At 74.2% G+C, this 13,142-nt stretch carries 12 protein-coding genes and 4 riboswitches; of the genes, 8 read left to right on the plus strand and 4 right to left on the minus strand.

Annotation, left to right across the window (positions count from 1 at the left end; all coding sequences use genetic code 11):
- Window positions 1-68: 68 nt before the first annotated feature.
- Window positions 69-161, minus strand: a riboswitch (SAM riboswitch).
- A gap of 108 nt (window positions 162-269) precedes the next feature.
- Together metE and AB2L28_RS03640 are read right to left on the minus strand one after the other, a co-directional pair.
- Window positions 270-2,627: a 5-methyltetrahydropteroyltriglutamate--homocysteine S-methyltransferase gene (metE, locus tag AB2L28_RS03635; RefSeq protein WP_370717370.1), complete on the minus strand. Its 2,358-nt coding sequence runs from the start codon at window positions 2,625-2,627 to the stop codon at window positions 270-272.
- Window positions 2,624-3,586: a methylenetetrahydrofolate reductase gene (locus AB2L28_RS03640; RefSeq protein WP_370717371.1), complete on the minus strand. Its 963-nt coding sequence runs from the start codon at window positions 3,584-3,586 to the stop codon at window positions 2,624-2,626. Before AB2L28_RS03640 ends, metE begins: the two co-directional genes overlap by 4 nt.
- A 58-nt stretch (window positions 3,587-3,644) precedes the next feature.
- Window positions 3,645-3,736: riboswitch (SAM riboswitch) on the minus strand.
- Between the two features lie 151 nt (window positions 3,737-3,887).
- Window positions 3,888-4,001, plus strand: a riboswitch (SAM riboswitch).
- A 55-nt stretch (window positions 4,002-4,056) separates the two neighbouring features.
- On the opposite strand from AB2L28_RS03640, the gene AB2L28_RS03645 reads away from it, so the two are divergent.
- Window positions 4,057-5,409, plus strand: a complete 1,353-nt coding sequence (locus AB2L28_RS03645) for an aminotransferase class V-fold PLP-dependent enzyme (RefSeq protein ID WP_370717372.1) — start codon at window positions 4,057-4,059, stop codon at window positions 5,407-5,409.
- 9 nt (window positions 5,410-5,418) lie between these two features.
- Here the strand turns inward: AB2L28_RS03645 and AB2L28_RS03650 are convergent, their stop codons facing one another.
- Window positions 5,419-5,664: a hypothetical protein gene (locus AB2L28_RS03650; protein ID WP_370717373.1), complete on the minus strand. Its 246-nt coding sequence runs from the start codon at window positions 5,662-5,664 to the stop codon at window positions 5,419-5,421.
- A gap of 154 nt (window positions 5,665-5,818) precedes the next feature.
- Between AB2L28_RS03650 and AB2L28_RS03655 the strand changes: the two genes are divergently transcribed.
- Both AB2L28_RS03655 and AB2L28_RS03660 read left to right on the plus strand, forming a co-directional pair.
- Window positions 5,819-6,904: an LLM class flavin-dependent oxidoreductase gene (locus AB2L28_RS03655; RefSeq protein WP_370717374.1), complete on the plus strand. Its 1,086-nt coding sequence runs from the start codon at window positions 5,819-5,821 to the stop codon at window positions 6,902-6,904.
- On the plus strand, window positions 6,901-8,232 hold the full coding sequence (locus AB2L28_RS03660) for an NtaA/DmoA family FMN-dependent monooxygenase (protein ID WP_370717375.1): 1,332 nt from the start codon (window positions 6,901-6,903) through the stop codon (window positions 8,230-8,232). Before AB2L28_RS03655 ends, AB2L28_RS03660 begins: the two co-directional genes overlap by 4 nt.
- Here AB2L28_RS03660 and AB2L28_RS03665 read toward each other — a convergent pair.
- Window positions 8,219-9,160 carry an ATP-grasp domain-containing protein gene (locus AB2L28_RS03665; protein WP_370717843.1) on the minus strand — a complete coding sequence of 314 codons (942 nt, stop codon included), beginning with the start codon at window positions 9,158-9,160 and terminating at the stop codon, window positions 8,219-8,221. The genes AB2L28_RS03660 and AB2L28_RS03665 overlap by 14 nt on opposite strands.
- A 161-nt stretch (window positions 9,161-9,321) precedes the next feature.
- Window positions 9,322-9,416, plus strand: a riboswitch (SAM riboswitch).
- 168 nt (window positions 9,417-9,584) lie between these two features.
- Between AB2L28_RS03665 and AB2L28_RS03670 the strand changes: the two genes are divergently transcribed.
- From AB2L28_RS03670 to AB2L28_RS03690, 5 genes are all read left to right on the plus strand, one after another.
- Window positions 9,585-9,767 (plus strand): hypothetical protein, encoded by a 183-nt coding sequence (locus AB2L28_RS03670; RefSeq protein WP_370717376.1) that lies wholly within the window; start codon window positions 9,585-9,587, stop codon window positions 9,765-9,767.
- Window positions 9,764-10,726, plus strand: a complete 963-nt coding sequence (locus AB2L28_RS03675) for an amino acid ABC transporter permease (protein ID WP_370717377.1) — start codon at window positions 9,764-9,766, stop codon at window positions 10,724-10,726. The genes AB2L28_RS03670 and AB2L28_RS03675 overlap by 4 nt, the downstream gene beginning before the upstream one ends.
- Entirely contained in the window at window positions 10,723-11,514 is a 792-nt protein-coding gene (locus AB2L28_RS03680) for an amino acid ABC transporter ATP-binding protein (protein ID WP_370717378.1), read from the plus strand. Before AB2L28_RS03675 ends, AB2L28_RS03680 begins: the two co-directional genes overlap by 4 nt.
- Before the next feature lie 85 nt (window positions 11,515-11,599).
- On the plus strand, window positions 11,600-12,568 hold the full coding sequence (locus AB2L28_RS03685) for an ABC transporter substrate-binding protein (protein WP_370717379.1): 969 nt from the start codon (window positions 11,600-11,602) through the stop codon (window positions 12,566-12,568).
- Window positions 12,569-12,794: 226 nt separating this feature from the next.
- Window positions 12,795-13,088 (plus strand): GNAT family N-acetyltransferase, encoded by a 294-nt coding sequence (locus tag AB2L28_RS03690; RefSeq protein ID WP_370717380.1) that lies wholly within the window; start codon window positions 12,795-12,797, stop codon window positions 13,086-13,088.
- Window positions 13,089-13,142: the final 54 nt, after the last annotated feature.

Here is a 13,142-nt window from a genome sequence, read left to right on the forward strand (position 1 = left end):
CACCGGTGCGGCAGAGGTCCACGACGCGCCGCAGGACGGCGACGTGAGACGTGCGGTCCACCTGAACCCCTCCATCGTTCCTGGCGGAAGCACCCGCGCCCGTTTTTGGGGGGTTGCTGCGGCGTCGCGGAGCCAGGTCTCTCAGCCGCTCTGGATGGTTGCACCGTGAACTCTACGGGGAACCGTGCCGGAACTCAACCACGGACTTCCCCGGGGACGGCCGAACCCCTCCACCCCGGTGGGGTGGAGGGGTTCGGCCGTGAGGGAGGTCAGCCCGCGACGGGCGTACCCTCGAGCAGTTCCGCCCGTACGGTGCGCGCGGCCTCGACGAGGTTCCGCAGGGACTCCGTCGTCTCGGCGTACCCCCGCGTCTTGAGCCCGCAGTCGGGGTTCACCCAGACCTGGGGTGCGGGCACCGAGCCGACGGCCGACCGGAGCAGCCCCACGACCTCCTCGGCGGACGGGACGCGCGGGGAGTGGATGTCGTAGACGCCGGGACCGATGCCGCGGGCGAAACCGGCCCGGGCGACGTCCTCGAGCACCTCCATCCGCGAACGCGCCGCCTCGATGCTCGTGACGTCGGCGTCCAGGCCGTCGATGGCCTCGATCACCTCCCCGAACTCGGAGTAGCACAGGTGGGTGTGCACCTGCGTCGCGTCGGCCGCCCCCGCGGTGGCCAACCGGAAGGCGGTGACGGACCAGTCGAGGTACGCCGCCTGGTCGGCCGTCCGCAGCGGCAGCAGCTCCCGCAGCGCGGGTTCGTCCACCTGCACGATCCCGATGCCCGCCGCCTCGAGGTCGGCGACCTCGTCGCGCAGGGCGAGGGCGACCTGGTTCGCGGTGTCCCCCAACGGTTGGTCGTCGCGCACGAAGGACCAGGCGAGGATCGTCACCGGGCCCGTCAACATGCCCTTGACGGGTTTCGCCGTCCGACTCGCCGCGTACCTGCTCCACGGCACCGTGATGGGCGCGGGTCGCGACACGTCGCCCCACAGGATCGGCGGCCGGACCCCGCGCGAGCCGTAGGACTGCACCCAGCCGTGCTCGGTCACCGCGAACCCGTCGAGCTGCTCGGCGAAGTACTGGACCATGTCGTTGCGCTCGGGTTCGCCGTGGACGAGGACGTCGAGGCCGAGCTCCTCCTGCAGCTGCACGACGCGGTCGATCTCGGCGCGCAGGAACTCCTCGTACCCCTCCTGCGCGAGCTCACCCCGGCTCCGGGCAGCACGCGCCCGGCGGATCTCGGACGTCTGCGGGAAGGACCCGATGGTGGTCGTCGGCAGCAGCGGCAGACCCAGGGCCGTCTCCTGCGCCACCCGCCGCACAGCGTGGTCGCTGCGCCGGAACGCGTCCGGGGTCAGCGCGGCGAGCCGGTCGCGCACCTGCGGCCGCACCACGCCGGAGGCGCCGAGACGATCGGCCCGGGCCGCGGCCGAGTCGGCCAGTCCCGCGGCCACGCCGGAGCCGTCCGGATCGGCCAGGGCCCGGCCCAGCAGGACGACCTCGGCCACCTTCTGGTCGGCGAAGGACAGCCATCCGCGCAGCCGCTCCGGCAGAGCGCTCTCGCGGGACACGTCGTGCGGCACGTGCAGCAACGAGGTCGAGGTGCCCGGGACGACGCGACCGGCAGACCCCTGCATCCGGCGCAGGCTCTCCCGCGCCTCCTCGAGGTCCCCGCGCCAGACGTTGCGCCCGTCCACGACGCCGCCGACGACGGTCTTGCCCGCCAGGACGGACGGGTCCGCCGGCGCGGAACCCTCCACGAGGTCGAGCGCGATCCCCTCCACCGCGCTCAACGCACCGAGGAACTCCTGCGCGTCCCCGTACGGCGTGGCCACCAGCAACCGCGGGCGGCCCGGAACCGCGGCGAGCCGCTCGTAGGCCCCCCGCACCAGGTCGGCCAGGCCGTCGACACGGGCCGTCGCGGACTCGCTCACGAGACCGGGTTCGTCGAGCTGGACCCAGGTGGCCCCCGCCGCGGCGTGGGCTGCCAGCAGACCCTCGTAGGCGGCGAGCAGGTCCTCGAGCCGGCTGATCGGCGCGAAACCCTCCGGGCCGCCGTCGGCGGCCTTGGCCAGGAGCAGGAACGTGACCGGCCCCACGACGACCGGGCGGGTGAGGAACCCGTCGGCCAGCGCCTCGGAGAACTCGCGGACCCCGCGGTCGTCGGCGAACCGGAACGCCGTCGTGGGACCGATCTCGGGGACGAGGTAGTGGTAGTTCGTGTCGAACCACTTCGTCATCTCCAACGGGGCCAGCGTCCCGCGCCCCCGGGCCATGGTCGAGCAGGCCCCGAGGTCCACCCGGCCGTCGGCCCCGACGAGGTCGGCGAAACGCTCCGGCACCGCCCCCACGGCGACGGCGGTGTCGAGGACCTGGTCGTAGGCGGAGAACGAGGACGGGATGGACGCGTCGTGGGCGGGCAGCCCGAGGGCGTTGAGGCGCCGGACCGTCCGGGCGCGGACGGCGGCCAGGGCCGATTCGGTGGCGGCCAGGTCGGCGCGCCCGGCCCACAACGCCTCCATGGCCTTCTTGGTCTCCCGGTCGGGTCCGATCCGCGGGTAGCCGAGGACCGTCGCGTTCCACTCGGGGTGCTGGGTGTGACCGGTCGGTGCGTTCTGGCTCATCGGGTGCGTCCTCCTACCGCGCGGGGGCGGCGTTCGGCGGGTCGGGTGAGGTCCGGGTGGTCGTGCAGCTGCTCGAGGAGGTCGAGCACGGGCTCGACCGCGTTGAAGGTGTAGAGGTGCAGACCGGGGGCACCGACGGCGAGCAGGTCGCGCGCCACCCCGGAGGTGAAGGCGGTCCCCGCCCGACGGCGGACCCGGACGTCGTCGGTGTCCAGTGCCGCGAGCAGGGCCCGGGGGGCGGGTACGCCCGTGAGTTCACCGATCCGTTCCAGCCGACGCACCTCGTGGGTCACCGCGAGACCGGGCAGGAGCGGGATGGTGACGCCCGCCGCTCGCGCGCGTGCGACGAACGTCGCGTACTCGCGGGCGGACCAGCCGACCTGGCACACGGCAAACTGCGCGCCGGCGTCCTGCTTGGCACGCAGGACCGCGAGTTCGCACCCGTCGCGGTCCCGCGGGAAGGCGGCGACGGCGAGGCTGAGCGGGGGGACGTCGACGGGGAGACGTCCACCCCGCTGTGCGAGGCGCCGCCGGTCGGCGACCTGGAGGAGTTCGACGAGGTCGCGGGCCGTCCGGACGCCGTCCGGGTGGGGACGGAACTGCGCCGCACCCGTCCCCACCGGCGGGTCGCCGCGCAGGGCGAGGACGTTGCGGACACCGGCGTCGAAGAACTCGCAGGCCAGGTCGATGACCTCGCGGCGGGAGGAACCGACGCACGTCAGGTGCGCCATCGCGGGCACGGCCGTGGAACTCAGGACGTGGGCCATCAGGTCCCGGCTGGGTCCGCGCGTGGCACCGGCCGCCCCGAACGTGACGGACACGAAGTCCGGCTGCGTCGCCAACAGGTCGGACAGCCTGCACCACAGGGCGTTCCGACCCTCCGGTGAGCGGGGTGGGAAGAGTTCGAAACTCAGGGTCGGCCGTCCCGCCGCACCGGCGACGAGGGGCGCCAGGGTCATCGGGCCGGTCCTGCGCCGGGACGCGGGGACGGCTCGACAAGGGTGTTGCTCATCACGTGCTCCATCGACCTGGCGTTAGCACCCTCGCCCGGGCTCGGGGGGTTGCTGCGGCGTCGTCGAGCCAGGACTCTCGGCCGCTCTGGATGGTGTGCATCGACCATAGAGCGGTCCGCGCGACCTCCACAAGTCCTCTCCTCGCGCCTCCCGGACGAGTACCCGGGTGACCCGGGACGGCGCCCGAGGGGAGTTCGCGGTACGCCGGTGTTGATCGGCGGAACTCCTCGTGGCAAGCTCCTGCACAGGTCATGAGCGCCAGCGACAAGCCCCGGCTCGCTGGCCGGCAACCCTCCTCCGCGGTGGGGTGCCCCGGGTGACGACCTGGCCGGTTCCGAGGTGGGGCCGGCAAGCGCGGACCTCACCGGGGCGACCCGGTCCTCCCGGTGCCGGTCCCCTCCCCCAGGAGTTCCTGCGTGAGCACCAGCACCCTGTCCCCCACCCGTTCGCGCTGCCCGGGGCCCTCCGGTGCCGTCGGCGCCCTGCTGCCCGTCGTCGGGGCCGGCACGCTCGTGCCGCTCGCGACGGGGGGTTCGACCACCTACGCCAACCTCGACAACGCCGCCAGCGCCCCGGCCCTCGTCGCCGTCGCCGAGCGGGTCGCGCAGGTGCTGCCGCACTACGCGAGCGTGCACCGCGGCGCCGGCTGGCTCTCCCGCGTCTCCACGGCGCTGTTCGAACAGGCCCGAGAGGGGGTCGGCGCCTTCGTGGGAGCACGCCCCGACGACCTCGTGGTCCTCACCCGCAGCACCACCGACGCCCTGGACCTCCTCTCGCGCGCCGTCCCGGCCGGGGGGCGCGTACTGGTCGCCGACGTGGAGCACCACGCCAACCTGCTGCCCTGGCAGCGGTCCGCCCGCACGACGGTGGTGCCCGGCGGCGTCGACGCCGAGGAGACCACCACCCGGCTGGAGGCCGAGCTGGCGACCGGCCGGTACGCACTGCTCACGGTGGCGGGTGCGTCCAACGTCACCGGGGAGGTGCTCCCGCTGCGGCGGCTGGCGTGCGCCGCCCACGACGCCGGGACGCGGATCGCGGTGGACGGGGCGCAGCTGTTGCCGCACCGGCGGGTCGACGTCGGGCGGGACGGGGTCGACTACCTCGCGTTGTCCGGCCACAAGCTCTACGCGCCCTTCGGCAGCGGGGCGCTCGTCGGCCGGCGCGACTGGCTGGACGTGGCCGAGCCGTACCTGGCCGGCGGGGGCGCGACGCTCGACGTGCGGCACGACGACGTGCGGTGGGCCACGGGATCCGACCGGCACGAGGCGGGGTCGCCGAACGTCGTCGGCGCGGTGGCGCTGGCGCAGGCGTGCACGACGCTCGCCGCGCTGGCGCCGGGTGCGCTGGAGGAGCACGAGGGGGCGTTGCGCGCACGGCTGGTGGACGGGCTGGAGACGCTGACCGGGGTCGAGGTCGTCCGGCCCCGTCCCCGCGACGCCGTCGGGGTCGTGACCTGCACCGTCCCCGGCCGCTCCGTCTCCGAGGTCGCGGCCTACCTGTCCGCCGAGCACGGCATCGGCGTGCGCGACGGCCGGTTCTGCGCCCACCGGTTCGCGGACGCCCTGGGGCTGGCCGACGGCGGCCTGCGCATCTCCACGGGCGTCGGCACCACGGGCGCCGAGGTCGACCGGCTGCTGGACGCGCTCCGGCGACTCGTCACGAGCGGCCCCGAGCTGCGGTACGGGGTCGTCGACGGGCGCTGGGCACCGCTGTCCGACCCCCGCCCGGCCCCCGGGTCGGTCCTCGGCGCCGGCGGACCGCTCCGGTGATCTGCGTCGTCAGGCCAGCGGCTCGCTGCTCGGGCGGGGCCCGTCCCCCGTCCGGGGCGCCCCCTGCGCGAGCACCTCGTGCAGCTCGGCCTCGAACTCCGTCCAGCTCAGCTCCCCCGGACCGGGTTCCAGACCCGGGCCGCGGTCGTGCGCCGGACCGTCGGTGCAGTCGTGGCGACGGTCGTCGTGGAGGTCGGCGGGCGACCAGGGGAACCCCCACTGGCCGTGCCCGGCCAGGGCGAGCCCTTGTACCACGATCGAACCCAGACCGGTTGCGGCAGCGCACCATCGCGCCCACGTCTGTCGCAGCACCTCACACCTCCGCTCTCGGGTGCCCCACTGTCGCACACGCGCGACGGGCCCGGGAGGTCCTCCGCGACTCCGTTCCCCACCGACCCCGGGAGACCCCGTGACCACGCCTGTGCACCTGTTCCTGGACGTCGACGGAGGGGGGTGGCACCCCGCCGCGTGGCGCTGGTCGCGCAGCACCCCCGACGAGGTCTTCTCCCCCGGGCGGCTGCGCGGGTTCGCGGTGACCGCCCAGGCCCACGGCCTGACGGGGCTGACGTTCGAGGACTCGCCGCTGCCCGATCCGCGCAACCCCGCCGGGCACCTCGACGCGGTCCAGCGCGCGGCCTTCCTGGCCGGGACGACGGAGGCCGTCGGGCTGCTGCCCGTGGCGGCCACCACCTACTCCGAGCCGTTCCACGTGGCGGCCCAGATCGCCTCGCTCGACCACTCCAGCGCCGGACGCGCCGGGTGGATCGCCACGACGTCGCCGGCCGCCGCGGCGCGCGGCGTCGGCCTGCCCGTCGCGCAGGACCCGGCCGGTGAGCTCGCGGACGTGGTGCACGCGGTCCGGGCCCTCTGGGACTCCTGGGAGGACGACGCCGTCGTCCGCGACGTCGCCACCGGCCGGTACGTCGACCGCGACCGGTTGCACCACGTCGACGTCGACACCGGCCGCTGGTCGGTGAAGGGACCGCTGACCGTGCCCCGCTCACCCCAGGGGCACGCCGTCGTCGTGGTCCAGGAGGACGACCTGAGGCACCGGGCCGACCGCAGCACCGCGGACGTCGTGCTCAGCGGGGACGCGGGCGCGCGACGGTCCCCCGGTGGCCCGCTCGTCGTCCTCGACGTCGAGGTCGTCCTCGACACCGACGCGCACCCCGCGGTCGACCGCCTCGCGGCGCTGGAAGCGAGGGCACCGGCCCCGGACCGGGGCCGGATCCGCTGGGCGGGTTCCGGCCAGGCGCTGGCCGCGTGGCTCGCCGACCTGGCCGGGGTGGTCGACGGGGTCCGGCTGCACGCGGCCGTCCTCGACGAGGACCTCAGCACGCTCCTGCGCACCACGTTCCCGGCGCTGCGCGCCGCCCGCGTCCTGCAACCCCCGCTGCCGGGCGCCACGTTGCGCACCACCCTCGGGCTCGAACGCCCCGCCAACCGGTACGCCACCGGCCCCGCACTCGTGCGCACCGGAGGAGACCCCCGATGACCACCCCGTCCCGCGACGACCTGCGCTTCCCCGACGCCGTCGTCCACTTCGGCGTGTTCTTCCAGGGCGTGAACCACAGCACGATCTGGTCCGACCCCCGCAGCGGCTCGCAGATCGCGCACTCCACGTTCGTCCAGCTGGTCCGCACCGCCGAACGCGGGCTCTTCGACGCGTTCTTCCTCGGGGAGGGCCTGCGGCTGCGCGAGCAACGGGGGAAGATCCACGACCTCGACGTCGTCGGCCGACCCGACGCCCTCACCGAGCTCGCGACCCTCGCCGGTCTGACGACGCACATCGGCCTGGTGGCGACGCAGAACACGACGTACAACGACCCCGCGGACCTGGCCCGGAGGCTCGCCTCGCTCGACGTCCTCTCCGGTGGACGGGCCGCGTGGAACGTGGTGACGACCGACAACGCCTGGACCGGTGAGAACTTCCGCCGCGGCGGGTACCTCGACCACGCCGACCGCTACGAGCGCGCCGCGCGCTTCGTCCGCACCGCGCAACGGGTCTGGGACAGCTGGGACGGCCGGCGGTTCACCCCGGTCGACGTGCAGGACGCGTTCTTCGACGTGGAGTTCACCCCGACCGTCCCGCGGAGCCCGCAGCAGCACCCGGTCCTCTTCCAAGCGGGCGACTCACCGGCCGGACGCGACTTCGCGACGCGGACGGCGGACGTCGTCTTCTCCCGGCACGGCACGGACCACGCGGACGCCCTCGAGTTCGCCGACGACATCCGCCGGCGGACCGTCGCGGCCGGGCGCCCCGAGGGCGACGTCCTCGTGCTGCCCGGCACCCAGATCGTCGTGGCCGACACCGAGGCGGAGGTGGAGGAGAAGGCGCGCTGGGTCCTGGAGCAGCAGGTCACCCCGGCCACCGCCCTGTCCCTCGTGGGCCAGGTCTGGGGCGAGGACCTCTCGCACCTCGACCCGGACGGCCCGCTGCCCGCGCACGACCCCGTCATCACCGACATCGACGGCACCCGCGGCGCGCACCGGGCCGGGGCGGACGCCCGGGTCCTGGCGCAGCGGTGGCGGGCCGTGGCGGAGGAGGGCGGGTTCTCGCTGCGCGAACTGGTGCTCCACCACTCCTCCGAACGGGGCTTCGCCGGCACGGCCTCCCAGCTGGCCGACGAACTCGCGCACTGGGTGCGCTCGGGCGCCAGCGACGGCTTCAACATCACCCCCTACCTGGTGCCCAGCGGCCTGGACGACATCGTCGACCAGCTCGTGCCCGCGCTGCAGGACCGCGGCGCCTACCCGAGGGAGTACGCCGGGACGACGTTGCGCGAGCACCTCGGCCTGCGGGCTCCGCTCACCCGGCGGTGACCCCGGTGGCCGGACGACGGACCTGCTCGGCGCGCAGCAGCTCGCCGAGGTGACGGGCGATCGCCCGGGGGGCGGACTCGGGGGCGACGGCCTCAACGGCGGGGTTGTAGTTCGTGTTGGTGTTGACGTCGTAGACCACGGTGCGGCCGTCGGCCGTCTCGGCGAACTCGACCCCGGCGATCTCCAGCCCCGCCGCGCGCAGCATCGCCGCGCACCGGCGGACCACCGGGGTGTCGGCGGTCACCTCGGGCCGCAGGGCGAACGGTTCGGCCGCTGCACCCGCAGCCGGGACCTCGCAGGCGTCGGCCGGGCACAGCTCGAAGCTGCCGGCCGAGGTGTCGACGCGGACCGCGTAGACGAACCGGCCGCCGACGAACTCGGCACGCGTGACGAACGGCTCGGTGGTCCGCAGGAACTCCTGCAGCAGCGTGACGCCGTCGACGGGTTCCTCGAACTCCGGCGAGGCCACGTGCGCCTCGAAGTCCTCGTGGGAGTCGAACCGCCGCACCCCCAGCCCCTTGCCGCCCTGGTTGTGCTTGGTGATGAACGGGACGGGTAGTTCCCGCGCACGGGGCACCAGGTCGTCGACCCCGAACACCGCGATCGTGTGCGGGACGTCGATCCCGTTGCGCCGCAGCAAGGCGTGCTGACGCACCTTGCTCACCTCGAGCTCGACGACGTGCGATCCGCCCACCACGCGACGGCCCCAGCCCTCGAGCCACGCCACGACGGACCGCGTGAACTCCTTCGCGTGCACGTGCCCGCGCGTGTGCGACGACGCGCTCAGGCGCGACCAGTACACCCCGGCCGCTGGTTCGGCGTCGAGGTCGATCGACCCGTCCGTGAGCAGCACCTCCTGGAACGGGACGCCCTCGGCCCGGAACGCCGCCTCGAACGGTGCGAACCAGTCGGGGTTCTCGTGCAGCACGTGGACCCGGGGTTCACCGCCGGCCTGGAGCGACCAGCTCGCGCGGGTGGTGGCCTGACGGTCGGTGCGGGTCTCACTGGTCTCGCTGGTCACGGGGTTCCTCCGTTCGGGTCTCCGGGCGGAGGTTTGCCGTCCGGGGCGTGCGTGGGGTAGTTTCGCACCGTCCATCCAGAGCGGCCGAGAGACCTGGCTCGTCGACGCCGCAGCAACCCCCTGAGCGATCAGGTGCGGGTGCTTCCGCCAGGACCGATGGGAGTCACCGTGACCGCACGCACCGCCGCCCGGCCCCCGCTCGTCCGCCGCCGGCACGTGGACCTCGGCCACCTGAGCTCGGCGGTGTGTTCGGGGCGCTGAGCCCCCGTCCGTCGCGGCTGCGCCCGCGGACGCCACCTCGTGCCCTGCGGCACCTCCCCGGGGAGCCCCCGTGTCCCGTCCCACCCGTGTCGGCACCGTCGGTGCCGGCCCCCGAACGCTCGTCCCGCTGCGGTGGAGGAACCCCCGCGCCGCCGACCTGCCGCGGACCACCAGCGCACACATCCCCGTCCACGAACCACTGCCCGACGTGCTGCACGACGAGCTGTCCGACCCGCAGGGAAACCGCCGATGAGCGACACCGCACGTGCCGTCCCGCCCGCGGCGGCAGACCCGCGGTCCGCCCCGGCCCTGCCGCTCACGGTGCTGCCGGCCCGCCACCCGTGGCGCTGGGTGGCCACGGCCGTCGTCGCGGTGCTGGCCGCGATGGCCGTCAACGCCCTCGTCACCAACCCCGCCTGGGAGTGGCCGACCGTGGCGCAGTTCCTGTTCTCGGCCACGATCCTGGAGGCGATGTGGCTCACGGTCCGGCTGACCCTCGTCGGGACCGCCATCGGCCTGGCCCTCGGCACCGTGCTGGCTCTGATGCGGATGTCGCGCAACCCGCTGCTCAAGGGCGTCAGCTTCACCTACACCAGCGTCTTCCGCTCGGTCCCGCTCATCCTGCAGCTGCTGTTCTGGTACAACCTCGCGATCCTGTACGAGGTCGTCGGGTTCGGCATCCCGTTCGGCCCGCAGTTCTGGACGTTCCCGACCCAGAACCTTGTCGGGCCCCTGACAGCGGCGTTCCTCGGGCTCGGTCTGCACCAGGCGGCGTACTTCGCCGAGATCGTCCGGTCGGGTTTCCTCGCCGTCGACCCGGGGCAGCGGGAGGCGGCCGCGGCCCTGGGCATCCCCCAGGTCCGGCAGTTCTGGCGGATCCAGTTGCCGCAGGCCCTGCGCATCATCGTGCCGACCACGGGGAACGAGGTCATCGGACTGCTCAAGGGGACCTCGGTCGTCTACGTCATGGCGCTGCCCGAACTCTTCTACCAGGTCCAGGTCGTCTACAACCGCACCGGGAGGGTGATACCGCTGCTGCTGGTCGCCGCCGTCTGGTACGTGGTCCTCACCACCGTCCTGTCGGTGCTGCAGTGGCTCGTCGAGCGCCACTACGGCTGGGGCAGTTCCCGCGCCGACACCCCACCGCCGTTCCTGCAGCTCCTGCGGTCCGCGCGTGCGGCCCGCGCTCGCCGCCGGGGAGCCACCCGATGAGCCCCGTCCTGGACCCTGCCGCCACGACCCCGCCCGTCGTGCACCTCGAAGGCGTCCACAAGAGGTTCGGCGCGCTGGAGGTCCTGCGCGGGATCGACCTGTCCGTCGCCGCCGGCACGGTCACCGTGGTGCTCGGCACGTCCGGGTCGGGGAAGTCGACGCTCCTGCGGACCATCAACCACCTCGAGAAGGTCGACGCCGGCCTCGTCGAGGTGAACGGTGACCTCATCGGCTACCGCCGGACGGGCAGGCACCTGCGCGAACTGCACGAGCGGGAGGTCCTGCGCCAGCGGTCCCGCATCGGGTTCGTGTTCCAGCACTTCAACCTGTTCCCGCACCTGACCGTCCTGGAGAACGTCGTCGAAGCCCCGGTGTCGGCGCAGAAGCGCCGGCGGGCCGAGGTGGAGGTCGAGGCGCGGGCTCTGCTGGCACGGGTCGGTCTGCACGACAAGGCCGGTGAGTACCCCCGCCGGCTGTCCGGTGGTCAGCAGCAGCGCGTGGCCATCGCCCGGGCTCTCGCCCTGCGCCCGTCGCTGGTCCTCTTCGACGAACCCACGTCCGCCCTGGACCCCGAACTCGTCGGAGAAGTGCTCGACGTCATCCGCGACCTGGCCGCTACCGGGACGACGATGGTCGTCGTCACGCACGAGATCGGGTTCGCCCGCGAGGTGGCCGACCGGGTGCTGTTCCTGCACGACGGGGTCGTCCTGGAGGAAGGCACCCCCTCCGAGGTCTTCGACCGACCGCGGCACGACCGCACCCGGGCCTTCCTGGCCAAGGTGCTCTGACCCACCGCAGCGTCCCACCGGTCCGGCGCCCGCCGGACCGCCCTGCCGGCCTGCCCACCGGGCGGCCAGACCCGAGGAGAACACCGTGCTCAGCCGTCGTACCTGGCTCCTGTCGCTGGCCGCCACCCCGTGGGCCGTGTCCGCGTGCGCCACGGGCACCGCCGACCCCGCCGCCGCACCCTCGGGATCGGGTGCCGCCGGAGGCGTCGACACCAGCCCCGCCCAGAGGGGCCGGCTGACCGCCGAGGCGGTCCCGGAGATCGCGGCCACGGTGCCCCGGGCGATCCGCGACCGCAGGACCCTCGTCATCGGCACCACCGGCAACGGGGCCCCGCCGCTGAGCTTCGCGGCCGACGACGACAGGACCGTCATCGGGATCGAACCCGACATCGCCCTGCTGGTCGCCGGCGTCCTGGGGCTCGAGCCCGACGTGCGGGCGACCAGTTGGGAGAACCTCTTCCTCTCGGTCGACTCCGGCCAGTTCGACGTGGGGTTCTCCAACATCACCGTCACCGAGGAGCGCAAGGAGGAGTACGACTTCGCCTCCTACCGCGTGGACACGCTGGCGTGGGAGGTCGCGAGGGACTCCGGGATCACGACGATCGCCGGCCCCGCGGACGTCGCGGGCCTGACGGTGTCGGTCGGCTCGGGCACGAACCAGGAGAAGGTGCTGCTGGAGTGGAACCAGCAGAACGAGGCCGCCGGCCGCGAACCCGCCACCATCCAGTACTACCAGCAGGCCTCGGACACCTACCTGGCGCTGAAGTCCGGGCGCATCCAGGCGAACTTCGGCCCGAACCCCACCGCCGCCTACCACGCCCTCGTCGCCGGTGACACGAGGATCGTCGGCACGGTCCCCGGCGGCGGCACGGTCCAGGCCGACATCGCCGCGATGACGAAGAAGGACGACGGCCTCGTCCAGGCCCTCGCCGCCGCGCTGGACCACCTCATCGCCGGCGGGCAGTACGCGGGGACGCTGGAGCGGTGGAACCTCGCGGACGAGGCCGTGCCGCAGTCGCAGGTGAACCCGCCGGGCCTGCCGAAGAGCGCCTGAGCGCCGGACGGCTCACGTCACCGCGAGCACCGCCGCCCGGGATCGCGGACCGCAGCCGGTTCGACCGGGGACCCGCCTTCCCCCGGTGCAGCGCCGGGTCGTCGAGGACGCCACGTCCGGCGAGGGGATCCCCTCGTCCGTGGCGACGCAGGCGCGCGCGCCCCGGCCCTCCCCGCCTCCCCCCACGGGCGGGAAGGGCGGGGCGGCGGCGGGCGTTGCAGCCGCCATGGGAACCCCCGCCGAGGACCTGGTCGTCACCCACGACGAGACCGCCCACCGCTGGGAGGGCCGGCTCGAGGGGCGGGTGGTCGCCCTGGCCGACTACGTCCCGCACGGCGACGGGATCGCGATGGTCCACACCGAGGTCGACCCGGCCCACGAGAACCAGGGCCTGGCGACCACGGTCGTCGACGCCGCCCTGCGGGACGCGCGGGCGCGGGGGTGGCGGGTGGTGCCTGCCTGCTCCTTCGTCCGGCTGCACGTGCGCCGGCACGCGCAGGAGTACGCGGACGTGCTCTGAGCCCCCCGACCGCGCTGCCGAGGCTGCCCGCGGTGCCGCGGACGACAGGGCACG

It is taken from the genome of Kineococcus mangrovi, assembly GCF_041320705.1.
Taxonomy (GTDB): domain Bacteria; phylum Actinomycetota; class Actinomycetes; order Actinomycetales; family Kineococcaceae; genus Kineococcus; species Kineococcus mangrovi.

Coding starts and splice junctions, on each gene's coding strand:
- metE (WP_370717370.1), bottom strand. CDS start 2,627: ATGAGCCAGAACGCACCGACCGGTCACACCCAGCACCCCGAGTGGAAC.
- AB2L28_RS03640 (WP_370717371.1), bottom strand. CDS start 3,586: ATGACCCTGGCGCCCCTCGTCGCCGGTGCGGCGGGACGGCCGACCCTG.
- AB2L28_RS03660 (WP_370717375.1), top strand. CDS start 6,901: ATGACCACCCCGTCCCGCGACGACCTGCGCTTCCCCGACGCCGTCGTC.
- AB2L28_RS03675 (WP_370717377.1), top strand. CDS start 9,764: ATGAGCGACACCGCACGTGCCGTCCCGCCCGCGGCGGCAGACCCGCGG.
- AB2L28_RS03680 (WP_370717378.1), top strand. CDS start 10,723: ATGAGCCCCGTCCTGGACCCTGCCGCCACGACCCCGCCCGTCGTGCAC.
- AB2L28_RS03690 (WP_370717380.1), top strand. CDS start 12,795: ATGGGAACCCCCGCCGAGGACCTGGTCGTCACCCACGACGAGACCGCC.